Genomic DNA, 19233 nt, shown 5'->3' with positions numbered 1-19233 from the left:
TGATGACTGCGAAAGGCAAGAGCATCGGCCGCCAGATCAGCCTGTCGATCACCGTGGCCTCGCTGTGTTCGACGGTGCTGTCGATCAGCGGCTTCTACCTGTTCTACTACCTGCTGGAGGTGTTCTATCCGCGCTGGTATGACGAGCCGAAGTCCATGATGCCGTCCGGGCTGGAGTGGCTGTGGATCGGCCTGACCGCCACCGTTGTGGTGGCGTTGGCCACCCTGATCGCGTCTCGCCTGACCCGGCGCATCATCACCCCGTTGAATTCGGTGGCCGCAAGCCTGCGTCGCGTGGCCAGCGGTGACCTGGAGGCGCGCGCACGCGGCGGCGACACCTCGATGGCCGAGGCCGCCACGCTGGTCAACGACTTCAATTCCATGGCCGAGCGGCTCAGCCGGATGTCCGAGAACCGCGTGTTCTGGAACGCGGCCATCGCACACGAACTGCGCACGCCGATGACCATCCTGCGTGGCCGCCTGCAAGGCATCGCCGAAGGTGTATTCGAGCCGGGCCCCGAGCAGTTCAACAGCATGCTCACCCAGCTGGAGGGACTGACCCGCATCATCGAGGACCTGCGCGTGGTCAGCCTGGCCGAGAGTGGCCACCTGGATCTGCGCCTGCAACGCAGCGACGTCAGCGTGCAGGTGGCGGCGGTGGTGGAGGCGATGTCCGAGGCGCTGACCGAAAGTGGCTTCTCGGTGAGCCTGGACGCGCGGCCGTCCCTGGCGGACTGCGATCCGGCCCGCATCCGCCAGGCGGTGCTGGCATTGCTGGAGAACGCCCGTCGCCATGCCATCCCCTGCCCGCTGCGGGTGCGCGTCACCCTCGCTGAGGGGCACTGCGCGGTGGCCGTGGAAGATGGTGGCCCCGGCGTGCCGGACGACCTGCGCGACAGCATTTTCGAAGCCTTCCAGCGCACCGATGTGTCGCGCTCACGGCAGAGTGGGGGCTCAGGTCTCGGCCTGGCGGTCGTGCGTGCGATTGCCGTGGCACATCACGGAACGGCGCAGTGCCGAGCTACCGAGCGTGGCGGCAGTTCGTTCGAGATCCGCTGGCCGGTGCACGTGCGCCGTTGAGGCGGTAGACGCTGCCCTGGTAGCGGCCCACCTTGGTGGGCACCACGCGCGTGGCTGAACGCCGCCGATTTCTCCACGCAATCTCCATCATCCCTCCATGCCCGCTCCAAAGGGCTGCAGATACTGGGCGCGACCCGGCAGATGGCAGGCATCCGTCCCCTGCCCTGTCCCCGACCCCCCCAGGCATCCCATGGAACTCCCCCACGATCCGGCGGCCGCCGCCGGCAGCATCGGCCAGCAGAATGCGGCCGCCACGCTCAAGTCCATCCTGCGCACCTACCCCTGGCAGCTGACCGGCACGTTCTCGCTGGTGGCGCTGGAGAACACCCTGTTGCTGGCCTATCCGTTGTTCGCCGGCTTCGCGGTAGACGCGATCATCAGCGGCAACATCGGCCATGCCATCTCCTATGCCGGCGTGGTACTGCTGTTCTGGCTGGTGGGTGCCGCCCGTCGGGCGGTGGATACGCGCACCTTCACCCGCATCTATGCCGATCTGGCAGTGAGCGTGGTGCAGGCGCAGCGCCGGTTGGGCCAGGCGACGTCCACTTCGGCGGCACGCGTGGTGCTGGCCCGCGAGTTCGTCGACTTCTTTGAAAAGCACGTGCCGATCATCGCCACCGCGCTGGCATCGATGTTCGGTGCAGTGGCCATGCTGCTGGCGATCGAGCCGATGGTCGGTGCCGCTGGCCTGGCCACCCTGCTCGGCGCCCTGCTGGTGCTGCCCTCGTTCGCACGCCGCAACGAGCAGTTGCACGGCCGACTGAACAACCGCCTGGAACACGAAATCCGGCTGGTCGACCGGGTCAGCCCCTCGGTGCTGCGCCGCCACTACACCACGCTGTCGCGCCTGCGCATCCTGCTGTCCGACCGCGAAGCCGGCGCCTATGTGGTGATCGGCCTGGCTGCCGCGGCATTGTTCGCGCTGACCATCGGTCGCCTTGCCACCAGTGAAGGCGTTACACCGGGCCACGTCTACGCGGTGATGACCTACCTGTGGACCTTCGTCGGCAGCCTGGACGATGCGCCGTCAATGGTGGATCAGCTTGCGCGGCTGAAGGATATCGGCCGCCGTGTCAGCCCCGGCATGGACGATGCGGACCACAAGGGCGCCGCTTGACCGGTCGCTGCCCACCTTGGTGGGCACCGATGGAAGCCAGCGCCAACCAAGGTTGGCTGCTACCGGGCCTGAGCAGCGTTGCTCTGGTAGCTGCCCACCTTGGTGGGCACCGACGGAAGCCAGCGCCAACCAAGGTTGGCGGCTACCGGGCCTGAGCGGTGTTGCTCTGGTAGCTGCCCACCTTGGTGGGCACCGATGGAAGCCAGCGCCAACCAAGGTTGGCGGCTACCAGGCCTGAGCAGTGTTGCCCTGGTAGCTGCCCACCTTGGTGGGCACCGACGAGAGCAGCGCCAACCAAGGTTGGCGGCTACCAGGCCTGAGCGGTGTTGCCCTGGTAGCTGCCCACCCTGGTGGGCACCGATGGAAGCCAGCGCCAACCAAGGTGGGCGGCTACCGGGCCTGAGCGGTGTTGCTCTGGTAGCTGCCCACCCTGGTGGGCACCGACGGAAGCCAGCGCCAACCAAGGTTGGCGGCTACCGGGCCTGAGCGGCGTTGCTCTGGTAGCTGCCCACCTTGGTGGGCACCGATGGAAGCCAGCGCCAACCGAGGTTGGCGGCTACCAGGCCTGAGCGGTGTTGCTCTGGTAGCTGCCCACCTTGGTGGGCACCGACGGAAGCCAGCGCCAACCCAGGTTGGCGGCTACCGGGCCTGAGCGGTGTTGCTCTGGTAGCTGCCCTCCTTGGTGGGCACCGATGGAAGCCCGCGCCAACCAAGGTTGGCGGCTGCCGGGCCTGAGCAGCGTTGCTCTGGTAGCTGCCCACCTTGGTGGGCACCGATGGAAGCCAGCGCCCACCGAGGTTGGCGGCTGCCGGGATCGATAGATACCTATGCGCCGCTTGGCGCTACAGGAACTCCGCCATGCGCTGCAGCTCGTCGTCCAGCGCGCCAAGAAATACCTTGTCGCGGGCCAGCGACTTGCCGGCATAGCCCACGCTCGACACCAACTCACCCTCGCGCACGCTCAAGTTGGCCCAGCCCACCACCTGCTCATCCCACAACACCGGCAGTGCGTAGTAGCCATACTGGCGTTTCGGTGCAGGCGTGTACGCCTCGAACTTGTACACCCAATCCCACAACAGCTCGAAGCGGCGGCGGTCCCACACCACCGGGTCGAACGGCGCGAGCAGGCGCACCTGCTCATCCGGTGCATGGCGGCGCGAGCGCGGATTCTCGTCCGCCGGCCAGTACCAGGTGGTGCCTTCCAGCGTGCAGCTGGCCAGTTGTTGCTTGGCCAGCGCCAATGCCTTGCGGGTCTGCTCGGCCAGGTGCGGCGCGCCATAGCCCAGCAGGCGCACCAGATAGGTCAGGCTGGCCGAGGGCAGCGGCGCGTACTTGCGCACCACCAGGTCGATCAGGGCGGCGGCACGTTCGATCTGCGCCTGTTCGCTGGAGTCGGGCTCGGCATGATCGGCCACCGCATAGATGCGCGTACCGCTGTCGCGCCGCTGCACCCGCAGCAGGCCGCGGTAGTGCATGCCATCCAGCAGATGCGTGCTGGCGTTGCTGGTGCCGCCCCAGTAGTTGGTCACCCGCCCATGCGCGAACGCCTGGTCGACCTCGCGCGGGTGCACGCTGCCACGCTCGCGCACAAAGGCCAGCACATCGGCCGCACGGCGATGGGTCTCGGCATCCCACTCGCGCTTGGAAACCCGTGGGTGCATCAGCGCCAGATGCTCGCGCGGCAGGAAGCCGTAGTTCACCAGGCAATCCTCTTCCACCGGCAGACGCGTGTAGCGGCGCTCAAGATCGCCCGCGCGGTAGTCCTTCACCCGGTGGCGCAGGGTCAGGTCCTGCGCGCGAGCGGGTGCGCGGATCGGGTCGGCCTGCACGAAGCCCAACCGCCGGATCGCGGTCAGCAGCGTGGTCGGCTTGAACAGGGTGCGCGCCACCGCGTAGCGGCGAAGGTCATCGAGAGTGGGCGTGGCAGGCATGGCCGCATTGTATTCTCGACACTACGCGATCCGTCCAGTAGAGCCAGGCCACGCCTGGCTGGCGTCATGGTGAACGGCCGCGATCATCCACGCATGGCGTGCATCTACCGAAGCCGCGATACCTCCAGCGAACCGATCACCAGGGCCCGCATGCCCTGCTTGAACTCGGTGATCACCTGCCCTTCTTCGTCATCCGCAATCGCGTAGATGGTGTCGGCACCGGCGATGCAGTAGAACGCGATCGTGGCCAGCAGCCAGCGCGCCTTGTCCACCGGCAGGCCGAACACCTCGGCCACGTGCGCCTGGTGCGAGGCGATCTTTTCCAGCATCGGCGCGGTCGCCACCGTGCGCCGCAGCAGGTAGGGCGGTAGCCCGGGATGCGCCTTCACCACTTCGCACAGCGACTCCACGAACCCCATCAGATAGGCCTCCAGCCCACTCGGTGCGTCGACCGACGCGCGCGGAATCTGCCAGCGCTGGAACACCGCCTCCGCCACCAGGCGCTTCAACGCCTCCAGGTTGGCCACGCGCTTGTACAGCGCTGCCTGGGTCACCGCCAGTTCGGCGGCCACGTTGGCCATGGTCAGGTTGGGCAGGCCCAGGCGGATGCCGATGTCGGCCAGACGCTCCGGGGTGATGGTGGGCGGGCGGCCACGGGTCGGCGCCGTTGGATCGGGGTGCGTGCTCATACGGTGCCTGCTCTTACGGTGCGCGTCCATACCCTGCTGAGGGTGCCAGCAAAGGGACCCTCTTGTCCGCTTCGACTGATTTAGTTTACTTTACTCAACTAATTCGGAATGCGTCCGCCGCGCACCCGTAACCGAGCCCATGGCTCACCTCCCGCCAGGTCCCCACCCAGCCAACAACCCTGCGCTGCGCCCTTTCCCCGTGCTTGCCGTCGGCAGCGCGCCAGGCGCGCTCGCGCCTGCGATTCACAGGACTCTGGCATGACCGTTTTCAACTTCACTTCTGCACAGCATCGCGCTGCCGCCGCATCCTCCGGCCTGATGTATTCGCCGGGCATGGTCCGGCGCTACCGGGTGTCCGCCCTCGCGCTGGGGCTGCTGGCCTCGTTCGCCGCGCTGGCCGACGCCGCGCCGTCCACCCTTCCGTCGGTACAGGTGCAGGAACAACGCCGGGTCACTGCAGACTATGCGGGCGGGCAAGTGGCTGCCGGCAGCCGCGTCGGCCTGCTCGGCGACAAGGATTTCATGGACACGCCGTTCAATACGATCAGCTACACCGAGTCCTTCATCCGCGATCGCCAGGCCAAGGACCTGACCGACGTCATTGCCGCCACCGACCCCACGGTGTTCAGCAACGGCGTCACCGGTGCATGGAGCGAGAACTACGCGATCCGCGGCTTTGCCTCCAACACCAGCGACACCACGTTCAATGGCCTCAGCGGCATGGCGCCCTACTACCGCACCTCGCCGGAAATGTTCGAGCGCATCGAGGTGCTGAAGGGACCGTCTGCGCTGCTCAACGGCATGCCGCCGGGCGGCTCGGTCGGTGGCAGCGTCAACCTGGTGCCCAAGCGCGCAAGCGAGCAACCGCTGCTGCGGGTCAGTGCCAACTTCGCCTCCGATGCGCAGTTCGGCACCCACGTGGATATGGGCCGTCGCCTCGGCGCCGACAGGCAGTTCGGCATCCGCTTCAACGGTGCCTACCGTGATGGTGACGGCGCCGTCGGCAAGCAGCGCAAGAAGGTACAGCTCGGTTCGCTGGCACTGGACTGGCGCGGCGAACGTATGCGGCTGTCGGCCGATCTGTACGGCGCCGACGACCGCGTTGACGGCCCGGCGCGTGGCGTCGGCCTGGCACCGGGTGTGGCCATTCCACGCCCGCCACGCGGGGATACGCTGATCAACCCGGATTGGGCCTACGTGGACAGCCAGGACAAGGGCGCGATGGTGCGCGGCGAGCTGGATGTCAACGATAGCCTGATGGCCTACCTCGCGTACGGCACCAGCAGGACCGACTACCGCTACAACGGTTCGATCAGCGCGCAGATCCTCAATCCAGCCGGCGACTTCACCACGGTGATCGGCCAGCTCGCCTTCGATATCAAGAAGCAGTCCGCAGATGCCGGCCTGCGCGGTTCGTTCCACACCGGCAACGTCGGCCACCAGTGGGCCGCCAACGTGACCCACTACCAGCACACCCAGAACGACTACGGCCGGCGCAGCGTACCCGGCTGGGACTGGACCACCAATCTGTACAACCCAGTGTGGGGCCCGGCGGCGCCGTTCGTGGCACCGCACATCTCGCATACCGAGCTGACGCTGGACAGCCTCGGCTTCGCCGACACCCTCGCCTTCGCCGATGACCGCGTGCAGCTGACGCTGGGCGTGCGCCGCCAGCAGGTGGTCAGCGAGACCTTCAACGTGTCCACGGGTGCACGCACCTCGCGCTACGACGAGAGCGCCACCACGCCGGCAGCGGCCCTGCTGGTGAAAGCCACCGACGCGATCTCCCTCTACACCAACTACATCGAAGGCCTCAGCCAGGGCGCCACCGCGCCGATGACCGCCGCCAATGCCGGCGATGTGTTCGCACCGTTCCGCACCAGGCAGAAGGAGCTGGGCCTGAAGCTGGACCTGGGCAGCTTCGCGCACACCTTCAGCGTGTACGAGATCAAGCGACCGAACAGCTACACCGACCCGGTCACGAATATCTTCTCGTTTGGCGGCGAGCAACGTAACCGGGGCGTGGAATGGGGCTTCTTCGGCGCACCAATGGACGGCGTGCGCCTGCTCGGTGGAGTGGCCTATGTGCAGCCGAAGCTGGCCCGCACGGCCGGTGGCGTGAATGAAGGACGCATCGCCACCGCCGTGGCGCAGCGGCAGGCCAAGCTGGGCGTGGAATGGGATGTGCCGACCTTGCAGGGCCTGACCCTGACCGGCAATGCCACGGCGATGTCGAGGCAGTACATCAGTACCGACAATAGCCTGTCGGTGCCGGGGCGTACGTTGTTCGACGTGGGGGCGCGCTACAGCACCACCGTGGCGGGTCGACCGCTTGCGCTGCGGGCCAGCGTGAACAACGTGACCAACAAGTCGTATTGGGGCATGCCGTTGTTGTCGAGCCTGGCGCTGGGTGCACCGAGGACGGTGCTGGTGTCGGCAACGATGGATTTCTAAGCTGGCGTGGAACCCCTGTAGAGCCGAGCCATGCTCGGCTCCGTTTCGTCCGCTGAGCCGAGCATAGGCTCGGCTCTACAGGACGTCGGGCAATCCGCGAACGGCATCCACGCATGGCGTGGATCTACGTGTCATTCGGATGCAGGCGATAGATGGCGTGGCTGGTCAACGCCAATGCCGCCAGCTTCAGCCCTTCCATTACGCGATCGCCCACGTACTGTTCCGGGCCGCCTTTCTGGCGGGCGCGTTCGGCCGCCAGCAGGATCTCCTGCACGATACGCAGCCCGGCCAGTGCACCGTCGGCGTCGGCCAACGCCAGGCACCGGCCCGGCAGCTGATGGCGCTCGGGCCAGGGCTGGCCGTCGGCAGCCGCGCCCAACCCGATGCGATGCAGCAGGGCCGTCAGGTTGTTGGGATCGGGCGGGATGTCGTGCCCCTCATCGGCATTGGCCGGGGCGCGCTGATGGGGAAACTCCGATGCGTTCATGGCAGGTCTCCGTGCAAGGCATGCGGGACCACCACCCTTAACAATCAAGGCGGCGGACGGTGCGTGGCTGGAAATCCCGTGAGTCAGTGCTATACCCGGGCGGTGGGCTTGCGCCCACCTCCACGCACCGCCCGCCATGGAACACGAACGGAATGCCAGCCGACGCCGCGCAAGGCGACGCCGGCTGGCAAGCGTAAACAGCACTTACTCAACGGGGTTTCCAGGCCCCGGCCACCCTTTTTCGGCGGCACCCCATCATGTGCACAACGGGGTGGCAGGCGCCAACAACCCAAGTGCAAAGACAGCAACGTTCACGCAGTGCCCGCATTGTCGCATATCGACAATCGAGCCGAAGATTCAACAACTTGCGCCACGCCAACGGCGGCGTTCCCCGCCCGCATCGGCACCACGCGTTCCTTGACCGCATCCGGCTTTCAAGACGCGCGACACGCCAGTTCCGACATTACACAAGCAGATGGGCAATCAACGCCAGCACCGCCAGATGTCCCACGTAGTACCCATAGAACATCCAGCGCCAGCGCGGCAGTTGCCACGGCACCCGCGTCGCCAGCACGACCACCGGAACGGCCAGCAGTGCCCAGCCGTTGTGGTTGGCCCAGCACACCGCCGCAAGCGCGACCAGCAGCGGCCACCACGCCCGATGCCGGAACGCGATCCAGGCCAGCAGCACGGCGCCAACGCCGGCCCACTGGTAGTCCACGAACATCGGCAGCACGCCGGCAGCCAGCAACAGCAGCACAGGCCGATGGCTCGCAAGCGCATGCACGGCCACCGCCGCCAGGGTGAAGGTGAGCAGGATGTTGAGCGGCAGCCAGGAACCGAACGCAAGTGCGTGCAACGGCTGCGCGATCAGCCCCCATAGCGCGAGCCGGCGCATCGATTTGCGCAGGTCGGCGCCCGGCTGGGCCAGGTTGCAGGCCATCACCAGCGCGAACAGCGGGAAGGCGATACGCCCCAGTTCGCTGACCACCGGCACGTAGCCCCCGAAAACCACCTTGGCCACGTGGTCGCCGGTCATGGCCAGCAGCGCGATCCACTTCAACAGCTCGCGCGCGCCGCTGCCGAGGCTGAGGTTGAACGTGGACGTCCCGGTCGTGGTCGCTTGCATCGCGGAAGCTTATGCGCATCGGCCAGCGCATTTCCAGCGCCGCGCAGGAGCCCGCCACTGCAAGCCGTAGATGGCGGCGCTATGCTGGCCGCCCCTGCCTGTGAGTCACCCGCCATGCGCACCCTGTACCCGGCCATCGAGCCCTACCGCGAATTCACCCTGCCGGTGAGCGATCTGCACACGCTGCATATCGAAGAGTGCGGCACGCCGGAGGGCATTCCGGTGGTGTACCTGCACGGTGGCCCGGGCGCCGGTATCTCGCCGACCCATCGGCGCTTCTTCGCCCCGGCGCGCTACCGCATCGTGCTGATCGACCAGCGCGGCAGCGGCCGTTCCACGCCGTTCGGCGAGCTGCGCGACAACACCACGCAGGACCTGGTGGCGGACATCGAAAAGGTGCGTGAGCACCTGGGCATCGAGCGCTGGCTGGTCTATGGCGGCTCCTGGGGCTCCACGCTGTCGCTGGCCTACGCGCAGGCGCATCCGGAACGCGCCACCGGCCTGATCGTGCGTGGCGTGTTCCTCGGTCGTGAGATCGAGAACCGCTGGTTCGCCGAGGCCGATGGCGGTGCGCGCTGGATCTTCCCGGAGCGCTGGGACCGCTACGAGGCCTATATCCCGGAAGCCGAGCGTGGCGACATGATCGCCGCCTACTGGACGCGCATGGATGGCCCGGATCAATCAACCCGCATCGAAGCCGCGCAGGCCTGGTTGGGCTGGGAAGACAATGCGGCCACCCTGCAGCACGACGTGGATGCCGAATCCACCGATGATCCGCTGGATACCCTGGCGAAGGCCCGCATCGAAGCGCACTACTTCCGCAACGGCATCTTCCTGGAGCCGGACCAGCTGCTGCGCAACATCGATCGCATCCGCCACCTGCCCGGCGTGATCGTGCAGGGGCGCTACGACATCATCTGCCCGCCGCGCAGCGCGTGGGACCTGGCGAAGGCCTGGCCGGAAGCGCGCCTGGAGATGGTGACCTCCGGCCACAGCGCCAACGAGCCGGCCACGGTCGATGCGCTGGTGCGGGCGACGGATGCCTTTGCCGACCGGTTCTGAACGCCTGGGGTAGTGCCGGCCGCTGGCCGGCACCCCCGCAACACACTCCTGCGTGCGACTACGGGTTGGCGTCAAACACCACGGTCATGTTGCCTTCCCAATGCGAGCCTGGCGCCTTCAGCATCTCTGTTACGGCGTCCCGTCCTGCGGTGAACCGCAAGGTCGACCGCCGCTGCATCAGATAGCCATCCGGTGTGAAGCGCGGCGCCTGTGCGTCGTCGGGCGACAGCGGTGTATCCTGCGCCGGGCGCCCATCGCGCAGATTGCGCATGCCGGGCAGGGTGACGTCCACATCCACCGGTACAACCTCCCCAAGCGCGTGGTTGCGAATGCCGCAGCGATTGCCTGCGTCGTGCTCACAGCGCAGCTTCATGCTGAAGTCCATCGAGCTGGTCAGATGGAATGGCAGCTCCTGAAAGAGGCGTGCCGGGGCACGGCCCTGATCGGTCCACTGCGCCCAACCGTCCTCCGGCGCCAGGTGCACCTGCGGATTGTCGCTGGGGAAACGTACCTGGAACTGGTGGGATACCGTGAAGCGGAACTTCAACGTGATCGGCTCGGTGGTGACATCATCGCCAAAGTCGATGTCGCTGCCCGCGCCTCCTGCAGTGTAGGTCAACGCACCTTCATAGATACCATCGCTCAGGGACAGGGGCGAAGGTGCAGTTATGAGAAGACCCAAGCCGAACCAAGACATCGCATAATCGGCCGGGTGTGGAAGTGCTGCATCTCCTTGCGAGTTGCACGGCACCGGCGTCTCTGGATTGCTGACGATCCATCCGAACCTGACAAATGATCCGACGCCAGCCGTATAAACGTAGCGACAGCCTCCGCGTACTGATCGTGTGTATACGGGATTGGTTCCACCCCCAGGCGTCATATGACCGCTGACGGTGGCTATCGCGATTCGTACTTCAGCTTCAGAACCCGTGGTGGTGTTCCGTAGCATGACCGACCGAGCAGCGGGCAATCCAAGATAGAAGCGCTGACGAACGTCACCATTGTGCACGTAGGTCTTGCTCCACTGCAGCGGAACATCGACAGAGTAGGCACCATCGTCAGTGCAGAACTCTGGGCGCCACGAGCAGTAGGTGCCGCGCGGCGTCGTATTCCGGAAGACCATCCGGCCCGGGTCCAGGGCTGACGGGGCAAACTCTGCCGTGACCAGCACTTCTGCCGCAGGCGCCTGCGTTGCTGACCCCATCCCAAGCGCGACCAGCGCCGCGCCTCGCAGCGCCGCCATCAGCGAGCGGATTCTCATTTCGCAGGCTCCTCGGTTCTCGCGATCGACGGCGGGCATCCCGTCGCCCCCACCATCAACACATCCCCTTCCGTGGGGTAGCGCCCCTCCTCCATCGTCAGCGTGCAGCTGACCATCTTGGGGTAACGCAACTCCACCACCGGGGCACGGGCGCTCAGTTCCAGGGTAAAGAAGCCATCCTCCTGGCTGACGCTGCGGCCGGCGTGGTTGATCACCTGCACGCCGCGCACACCGTTGCCGTCTGCATCCAGTACCTGGCCCATGACGGTGAAGGTGCGCAGCACGTCCAGCGTGGCATGCATCACGCCCCCCTTGTTGAGGTGATAGCTGACGACCGAGGGCTGCAGCGTTGCCGACGGCGCATGCCGCCCCTGGAAGTCGAACTGCACGTGGCCTGCGCGATACGCGGCCACCGGAACGAAGTTGCGGCCCGGGCGCAGCGCAACGCCGCCGCCGTGGCTGTCGTCCGCACGCAGGGCAAGATCGGGATAATCGCTGCGGACATCGACAATCAGCCCGGTGTCGGCGCTTCTGCCGCGCCCCTGCCCCAGCACGGTGGCGCGCCCACCGCCAATGACCACGGTGCTGTCGAGGTTGGCGGTGCCGCTGATGCGGCCCGACGCCGCGCCGCGGTAGACCTGCATGTCACCCTCCACAAACGCGCTCTGCAGCGAGGCACCCGCGCCTGCGCCCAGCCCGCCCCGTTCGGCGGTGACCGTGCCATTCACGCTCTGCAGTACGGCGCCGTCCACGCGCTGTGTGGAGGAGGCGGTCACATAGGTATCGCGGCGACCGGCATCGCCGGTGCGGCTGCCCAGGCTGCCGCTGTAGCTGCGTTGATCGCTGCCCAGCGAGACGCTCACCGTCAGGTCGATGCCGCGTTGCCGCCGGTAGCCTGTGTAGCGGGCGCCAGGGCGGTCATAGGCGGAAACGCGCCAGTTGACATCGTGCTTGCCGAACACCGTCTCCCGGCGCCCGTAAGAGACATCGATGCCGGTCCCGCGCGTGAAGCCCGAACTGCGGGCCACGCGCACGCTGGCGGTATCACGGTGCCCGAAACGATGCGTGATCGAGACGGCCGTTGTGTCCTGCCAGCCGCCGCGGGTCTCCCAGCGTGGTGCGCTGCCGGCATCCGCCACGACGCGCTCGCGCTGTTCCACCCAACCGCGCGCATGGTTGGCCACCACCGAGCCGGCACGATAGCGGTACAGGCCCTGCAGGTCCACGCCGCGCCCGGCGTCGCTGGAGGTATAGACATTGGTGTAGGTGCTGAGGCGGTCACTGGCCTGCCAGTCCATCGACACACCCGCCGCATGCCGCGCGCCGATCCGCTGCACGGTGGCCCCGGCCACCGCACGGGAATGCAACAGGTAATTGACCACGGCACCCGCCGCGGCACCGCCCTCGCGGGTGCTTCCGGCGCTGGCCAGCAGCCCGCGCTGCTGCCCTGCGAATGCGCTGTAGCGCCAGCGGCGGCTGGGATCCTGCCAGCGGCTGGGCTTGTGGATGGACGCGCTTTCGCGGGACGCTTCGCGGCCGTCCTGGACCACCCGCAGTTCCACATCGTAGATCCCGCCGGGTAGCCGGCGCGTATCGACTTCCTGGATGCCGGGCTTGACGGCCTGCGTGGACAGCAGGTTCCCGTCGCGATAGATCTCCACCACGCCTTCGCCGCTGGCGGTGACATAGACGGGATAGACACTGGGGCTTCGCGTATCGGCCAGCAGCACGTCCGAGGATCCGAACATCAGGCCCAGCGCCGTATCGTTCTGCGTACCCGGCGCGCGGGGCTGGCGCACAATGCCCTCGAAGGTGGGCAGGAAGTAGCCGGCGCGAACGAAGTGATCGCCCAGTTCGCGCTGGGCATACAGGGCACTGAGGTAGTGCTCGCTGCTGCCGGGCTGGGCGTAGTACTGGTAGCTGCCAACCGTGCTCCAGTGGCCGGCACTGCCGCGCAGTTCAGCGCTGTAGCGCACAGTGGCCTGCTGTTCCTGGCCACCGTGCACGGCAAGACTGTTACGCACGATCAGCCCCCGGCTGCCCGCGTCCGGCAAGGCGATGTGGCGCCCCTCCTTCTGCGCGCCGGCAGGCGTCAGCACGCTCAGCAGCGAGTTGGACAGACTGTAGTGCAGCGCTGCCATGCCCCGGCACTGCTGCCTGCATACGCCCAGCGCCATCGGTTCAGCGAGCTGCTCGCCCCAACGGGCACGCTCGGTCTGTGCCAGCCGGCTTTCGTGGCTGTCACCAAAGCCGATCACCTGCACCCGGTTGTCTTCGTGCAGCAGAACCTCGGCGTCACCCAGATACTGGCCGTCCAGCTCCGCGCGCACGGTGAGCGGGTTGCCAAACAGGTGCTCGCGGAACTCGGCCGGCATGCGTTCGCGCTGCTGCAGCAGGCTGGGCAGCTCGCCCGGCGCGAGGCCGGCCGCATGCGCTGAGGTGGCAAGGACCACGGCACCGATCGCGGTCGCGAGCCGGGCCAGTCGGAATCGACGGTGGTTGGAGGACGAGAGCATGGGCGCTGTTCCGGCGTCCCCGCCGCATCATTGGATGCGACGGGGCGCCTGAAAGGACTCAGGGGGTGATGTCGCTTTCGAAGATCATGTGGAACTGGCCGCCGTAGCTGCCCTGCTTGTAGCCGCCCGTCGGCGCAGTCGGCGCAATGGCGAAGGCCAGCGACTTGCCCGCGGCGGCCTGGGCCGCGTTGGCAACGGTGATCTTGGCGGCGGCGGTTGCCGGAACCTCCACGTTGTCCAGCTTCACCACCAGGTCCACGACGTCTGCGGCCGACGCCATCTGTGCCGGCGACGTCAGGTAGGCGGTGATGGCAGCCGGCGACTTGATGTTGATGACGCGCCCGGTCAGTTCGCCCAGCGTTTCGCGCGCGGTGTCCCACGGCAGGTTCTGCGGCAGGCCTTCCCAGCCGTCAGGCGTGGACACCTGCAGGCCAGCGGTGTTCGGGACGTCGGCGGTCACGTTGACGGTGATCGACTTGGATTCGGTGGCTGCCAGGCTGACAGCCGGTGCGATGAGGGCTGCAGCGGCTGCAGCCAGGGCGTACTTCTTCAGGGACATGGAAATGCTCCGGGATCGGTGGATGGATACGATGGGATACGACGCCAGGACGAAGACACAGCCTCCCCGCCGGGCGCCTGGCGAACCCGGTGGGGACGTTGCAGAAAGGGGAGATGGGCGGACGATCAGCGGCGCGAGTCGATGCTGCGGCGGTCGTCGCCCTCCCTCAGGTCGTAGCGGGCGAACCGGCTGTCGTCGGCCTGCAGCGCATAGGTTCGCCCGGGCCGGACATGGACGATGATGCCGGGCGTGCAGGCATCCGGACTGCTTCGCTCGCAGTAACGCAGGTTGTCCAGCACCACCGTGGCGTTGCCACCGTTGTGCACGTGACCGTCCTGCACACGGGTGTCATAGCGCGTGTTCCGCGGTGCCACGAACAGGATGGTGCCGTAGCCGGTGAACACGCGAACTGCCGAAGTCAGCCCGGTGATCTCCTGCACCTGCGCATCACTGAGCGAAAACTCCTCGGCGCTCGGCACCACCGGAATGAAGCGCAGTCGGTAGTAGCGCTCCTCATCGCGGTCACCGCGATAGACCAGGCGCGTCGCCTGTTGGCCATTGGCGGCAATGATCAGGCGGCTGGGGCTGGCGATCACCCCGTGCGCGCCAGGTGCATTGCGTACCAGCGCCACGGTGTCCACTGGCGTTTCGACAACCTTGCCGTCTGCATCGAAGTGCATCTCGGTGACCTCAACGCGCAGGTATGCGGTCACACCACCGGTATTGCGTATGCGCTTGAGCAGGTTGCTGTGCGCTGGCGCAAGATGATCGAACAGGAGGCCCACATTGATCTGTGGTGTCGTGGCTTGGGCACTGCTGGCGAACAGGGCCAGCAGGAGGAGAAGGAGTGCGCGTTGCATGACGAACCCGCGGGGAGAGGCGAGCGATTAGTTTCACGGCATCTTTACAATCAGGCCATGCAACAACTTGCAAAAAGGTCAGATATTTCCGACCTCGCAAAGTGGCTCCGCCCAGGTCAACCCGGAAATCCTGTCCGCGCACTCGGCCGCGGCGGTCTGGCCCGTTGCACATCGCGACGGCACGCCCTGGATCAGCATCGGCGGCTGGCACACGCATGGGGTGTGCGGGTGAACGGGCGCCCACCGCTGCATGGCGACCCCGCCGGTTCTTCGCAGCTCGCTTACGGCCCCGGGCCGAAGATCCGGCCGTGGCCATCCACCCCCATGGCCCGCGCCCCCACTTCTGGAGCCTGTCATGACCGGTATTCGCTGCGTTCCTGCTGTCCTCCTCATCACCATCGGCCTGCTGCTGGGCGCCTGTTCCAGAACCCAGGAGGCGAGCAAGGCCACCGCCGCCGAGGACGTCACCGAAGTGAAGCTGATACCGCCGTATGAGTCGCTGGACAAGGACAAGGACGGCATCGTCACGCTGGCCGAAGTGGATGCCGTGGCACCCGACTGGGCCGAGCGCCTGCATGCCTGCGATACCGACCGTGACAAGACGTTGACCCGTGGCGAGTACGACGTCTGCAAGCAGACCAGCGGCGCGCATTGACCCACCACTGAACCCTCGATCGGCACCGCATACGCCCGGCTATACCTAGGTATAGCCGGGCTAACCCACGGGCCTCTAGGACTACCCCATTCAGGGGCGGACAATAGCGCCACTGGCCAGGGCAACCCTGGCCGGCCCCCTCCCCTCATGGAGACGCAGATGGACCCCGACCCTGCCGGGCGCACCGCGCCCCGGATGCCCGCTTGTTGCCTGTTCCTGGCGCCTGCCCGCCGGTCCCTGCCTGCCTGAGTGACGGGGGGACCGCCAGGTGCCGCCTGCCTGGAGATCACCCCCATGTCCTACAAGATCCTCTACATCACCCTGCGCCGCCTGATTGGCGAGCGCGATGTTGCCGCCCTCCGCAGCCAGCTGCTGCAGCACGGCCCGGTCATGTTCGCCCGTTCGCTGTCGCTCGGTTCGCCGCGCGTGGTGGCCGACGCGCTGTCGCTGCTGCCGATCAGCGAGCGGATCACCGTGCTGCGCCATCTGCCCTACCCGCTGCGCGATGCGATGAAGCCGCTATGCATCGGCGGCAGCCAGCGCCTGCACATGCAGCCGTGGTCGCCGGCGGTGCTGGCGATGCGCCACGCCTGATCTGTCTCACCCATTCCGTTCGTGTTCCGGCTGCGGCCGGCTCTGACATTCGAGGAGCGTCCCATGAGCCTGCTCAACGCCTGGTTCAACGCCTTCCTGCGCAGCCGTCGCGCAGGCAACCTGTTCCGCCGTCGTGCGATGCCCGAAGCCGGCTTTGGCCCGGGCAGCGCCGAAGCGGCGCCGTTCGCGCTTACCACCGGTCTGGTCACCCTTGCCCAGCAGGAAGAAGCCGAGCTGCTTGCAACGCTGGAGTCGCATGCCGATGGCCTGAGCCCGCATGAAGCCGAGGCGCGGCTGGCCACGCTCGGCCCCAACGAGGTGGATCACGAAAAGCCGCTGCCGTGGTGGCGGCACCTGTGGCAGTGCTACCGCAATCCGTTCAACCTGCTGCTGACCGTACTGGCCGCGGTGTCCTGGCTGACCGAGGACATCAAGGCCACGATCGTGATTGGTGCGATGGTGCTGCTGTCCACGCTGATCCGCTTCGTGCAGGAAGGCCGCTCCAACCGTGCCGCCGAGCGGCTGAAGGCGCTGGTCGGCAACACCGCGCGCGTGCTGCGCCGCAATCCGGGCACCGAGGCCGCCGATGTGGCCGACCAGTACTTCGGCGCGCACCTGCACAGCCGTCGTCCGGCTCGCCTGCTGGACCTGCCGATCCGTGAGCTGGTGCCCGGTGACCACATCGTGCTGTCGGCCGGCGACATGATTCCGGCCGATTGCCGCGTACTGACCGCCAAGGACCTGTTCGTGGCGCAGGCCGCAATGACCGGCGAGTCGCTGCCGGTGGAAAAGTTCGCGCACCCCGGCGACGGCCTGGCTGGCCTGCTGGAGCAGCACAACCTGCTGTTCATGGGCACCAACGTGGTGTCAGGCACCGCCACCGCCGTGGTGCTGGCCACCGGCAACCGCACCTACTTCGGCACGCTGGCCCAGCGCAGCACCGCCACCGACCGTGCGCCCACCGCGTTCCAGGCCGGCGTCAACAGTGTCAGCTGGCTGCTGATCCGCTTCGCGCTGGTGATGGTGCCGTTCGTGCTGCTGATCAACGGCTGGACCAAGGGTGACTGGACCGAGGCGTTCCTGTTCGCGCTGTCGGTGGCGGTGGGCTTGACGCCGGAGATGCTGCCGATGATCGTCACCTCCACCCTGGCCAAGGGCGCGGTGCTGCTGTCGCGGCGCAAGGTGATCGTCAAGCGCCTGGATGCGATCCAGAACTTCGGCGCGATGGAAGTGCTGTGCACCGACAAGACCGGCACGCTCACCCAGGACAGGATCGCGCTGGAGCGCCACACCGATGTGTTCGGTCACGATTCGGAAGACGTGCTGAAGTTCGCTTACCTCAACAGCCACTTCCAGACCGGGCTGATCAACCTGCTGGACCGCGCGGTGCTGGAGCACGTGGAGCTGCAGAGTTCGCTGCGGCTGTCGCAGGACTACCACAAGGTGGACGAGATTCCGTTCGACTTCGAGCGCCGCCGCATGTCGGTGGTGGTGTCCGAGCGCGAGGACCACCATGAGCTGATCTGCAAGGGCGCGGTGGAAGAGATGCTGGCGGTGTGCAGCACCGTGCGCGAGAACGGCCAGGACATGCCACTGGACGAGCGCCGCCTGGCGCGGGTGCGGCAGACCACCGAGGAACTGAACGAACAGGGCCTGCGCGTGGTGGCGGTGGCGATGAAGGAGACCGCGGCCAGTCAGAGCGCCTACTCGCAAGCGGACGAGTGCGGGTTGACCCTGGTCGGCTACGTGGCCTTCCTGGACCCGCCGAAGGAGTCGGCTGCGCAGGCGCTGCAGGCGCTGGCCGCACACGGTGTCGAGGTCAAGGTCTTCACTGGCGACAACGAACTGGTGACCGCCCGTGTCTGCGCACAGGTGGGGCTGGACGCGGACACCATCCTGACCGGCCCGCAGATCGAGCGCATGGACGACGGCGCGCTGTCGCGGGCGCTGCACCACCATCGCGTGTTTGCCCGGCTGACGCCGCTGCACAAGGAGCGGCTGGTACGCGAGCTGCGGGCGCAGGGCAAGGTGGTCGGCTTCCTCGGTGACGGCATCAACGATGCGCCGGCGCTGCGCGCAGCCGATATCGGCATCAGCGTGGACAGCGCGGTGGACATCGCCAAGGAGGCGGCCGACATCATCCTGCTGGAAAAGAACCTGATGGTGCTGGAAGAAGGCGTCATCCAGGGCCGGCGTACGTTCAACAACATGCTGAAGTACATCCGCATGACCGCCAGCTCCAACTTCGGCAATGTGTTCTCGGTGCTGGTGGCCTCGGCCTTCCTGCCGTTCCTGCCGATGCTGCCGCTGCAGCTGCTGGTGCAGAACCTGCTGTATGACATCTCGCAGATCGCCATTCCGTTCGACAACGTGGATGAGGAACTGGTACGCAAGCCGCTGAAGTGGAACCCGGCGGACATCGGCCGCTTCATGGTGTTCTTCGGGCCGATCAGCTCGCTCTTCGACCTGAGCTGTTTCGCGCTGATGTGGTACGTGTTCGATGCACGCACGCCGGCCGACCAGGGCCTGTTCCAGTCCGGCTGGTTCGTGGTCGGCCTGCTGACCCAGACCCTGATCGTGCACATGATCCGCACGCCAAAGGTGCCGTTCCTGCAGAGCATCGCCGCGCCGCCACTGCTGCTGATGACCGGCCTGATCATGGCCATCGGCGTGGCCCTGCCGATGAGCCCGCTGGCCGGCTACTTCAAGCTGCAGGCGCTGCCGGTTGGCTATTGGCCGTTCCTGGTGGCGATCCTGTTCGGCTATGCGGTGCTGACCACCGCGCTGAAGAAGTTCTACATCCGTCGTTACGGCTGGCAGTAAGCACCCGCCGCTTGTCC

The 19233-nt window shown here is 66.9% G+C and carries 15 protein-coding genes; 7 read left to right on the top strand and 8 right to left on the bottom strand.

The annotated features are described in order from the left end of the window. Positions 1-2: 2 nt before the first annotated feature. Together J3A72_RS12625 and J3A72_RS12620 are read left to right on the top strand one after the other, a co-directional pair. Complete coding sequence (locus tag J3A72_RS12625) at positions 3-1079, top strand: ATP-binding protein (RefSeq protein ID WP_049406889.1); 1077 nt, start codon at positions 3-5, stop codon at positions 1077-1079. 190 nt (positions 1080-1269) lie between these two features. Then, positions 1270-2196: an ABC transporter six-transmembrane domain-containing protein gene (locus tag J3A72_RS12620; protein ID WP_075076966.1), complete on the top strand. Its 927-nt coding sequence runs from the start codon at positions 1270-1272 to the stop codon at positions 2194-2196. 842 nt (positions 2197-3038) lie between these two features. Here the strand turns inward: J3A72_RS12620 and J3A72_RS12615 are convergent. Next, positions 3039-4127 carry a crosslink repair DNA glycosylase YcaQ family protein gene (locus J3A72_RS12615; protein WP_075076967.1) on the bottom strand — a complete coding sequence of 363 codons (1089 nt, stop codon included), beginning with the start codon at positions 4125-4127 and terminating at the stop codon, positions 3039-3041. A gap of 104 nt (positions 4128-4231) precedes the next feature. Next, entirely contained in the window at positions 4232-4816 is a 585-nt protein-coding gene (locus tag J3A72_RS12610; protein ID WP_075076968.1) for a TetR/AcrR family transcriptional regulator, read from the bottom strand. Positions 4817-5074: 258 nt separating this feature from the next. Here J3A72_RS12610 and J3A72_RS12605 point away from each other — a divergent pair, with 258 nt between their 5' ends. Then, a complete protein-coding gene (locus J3A72_RS12605; RefSeq protein WP_075076969.1) occupies positions 5075-7270 on the top strand; it encodes a TonB-dependent siderophore receptor in 2196 nt (731 codons plus the stop codon). 124 nt (positions 7271-7394) lie between these two features. Here the strand turns inward: J3A72_RS12605 and J3A72_RS12600 are convergent, their stop codons facing one another. Continuing rightward, the gene (locus J3A72_RS12600; protein WP_075076970.1) at positions 7395-7757 is read right to left on the bottom strand and encodes a hypothetical protein; all 363 of its coding nucleotides are present in this window, start codon (positions 7755-7757) and stop codon (positions 7395-7397) included. A 463-nt stretch (positions 7758-8220) separates the two neighbouring features. After that, complete coding sequence (locus J3A72_RS12595; RefSeq protein WP_075076971.1) at positions 8221-8886, bottom strand: TraX family protein; 666 nt, start codon at positions 8884-8886, stop codon at positions 8221-8223. 114 nt (positions 8887-9000) lie between these two features. Here J3A72_RS12595 and pip point away from each other — a divergent pair, with 114 nt between their 5' ends. Further along, entirely contained in the window at positions 9001-9948 is a 948-nt protein-coding gene (gene pip, locus J3A72_RS12590; RefSeq protein ID WP_075077015.1) for a prolyl aminopeptidase, read from the top strand. Positions 9949-10006: 58 nt separating this feature from the next. On the opposite strand, the gene J3A72_RS12585 is transcribed toward pip, so the two are convergent. The 4 genes from J3A72_RS12585 to J3A72_RS12570 all read right to left on the bottom strand — a co-directional run bounded on the left by J3A72_RS12585 (position 10007) and on the right by J3A72_RS12570 (position 15144). Continuing rightward, entirely contained in the window at positions 10007-11209 is a 1203-nt protein-coding gene (locus J3A72_RS12585) for a hypothetical protein (RefSeq protein WP_140222849.1), read from the bottom strand. Then, entirely contained in the window at positions 11206-13725 is a 2520-nt protein-coding gene (locus J3A72_RS12580; protein WP_075076973.1) for a TcfC E-set like domain-containing protein, read from the bottom strand. Before J3A72_RS12580 ends, J3A72_RS12585 begins: the two co-directional genes overlap by 4 nt. Positions 13726-13783: 58 nt before the next feature. Further along, complete coding sequence (locus J3A72_RS12575) at positions 13784-14284, bottom strand: CS1 type fimbrial major subunit (RefSeq protein ID WP_049408751.1); 501 nt, start codon at positions 14282-14284, stop codon at positions 13784-13786. Positions 14285-14409: 125 nt separating this feature from the next. Beyond that, positions 14410-15144 carry a CS1 fimbrial subunit B flags: Precursor gene (locus J3A72_RS12570; protein WP_075076974.1) on the bottom strand — a complete coding sequence of 245 codons (735 nt, stop codon included), beginning with the start codon at positions 15142-15144 and terminating at the stop codon, positions 14410-14412. Positions 15145-15499: 355 nt separating this feature from the next. On the opposite strand from J3A72_RS12570, the gene J3A72_RS12565 reads away from it, so the two are divergent. From J3A72_RS12565 to mgtA, 3 genes are all read left to right on the top strand, one after another. Next, a complete protein-coding gene (locus J3A72_RS12565; RefSeq protein WP_075076975.1) occupies positions 15500-15799 on the top strand; it encodes a hypothetical protein in 300 nt (99 codons plus the stop codon). A gap of 294 nt (positions 15800-16093) precedes the next feature. After that, complete coding sequence (locus J3A72_RS12560; RefSeq protein WP_005413574.1) at positions 16094-16393, top strand: hypothetical protein; 300 nt, start codon at positions 16094-16096, stop codon at positions 16391-16393. Positions 16394-16456: 63 nt separating this feature from the next. After that, on the top strand, positions 16457-19216 hold the full coding sequence (mgtA, locus tag J3A72_RS12555) for a magnesium-translocating P-type ATPase (protein ID WP_075076976.1): 2760 nt from the start codon (positions 16457-16459) through the stop codon (positions 19214-19216). Positions 19217-19233: the final 17 nt, after the last annotated feature.

This window comes from Stenotrophomonas sp. PvP093 (genome assembly GCF_017876915.1).
GTDB lineage: Bacteria > Pseudomonadota > Gammaproteobacteria > Xanthomonadales > Xanthomonadaceae > Stenotrophomonas > Stenotrophomonas muris.
The sequence above is the reverse complement of the archived record's forward strand: the minus strand, read 5'-3'. Positions and strand labels throughout refer to the sequence as shown.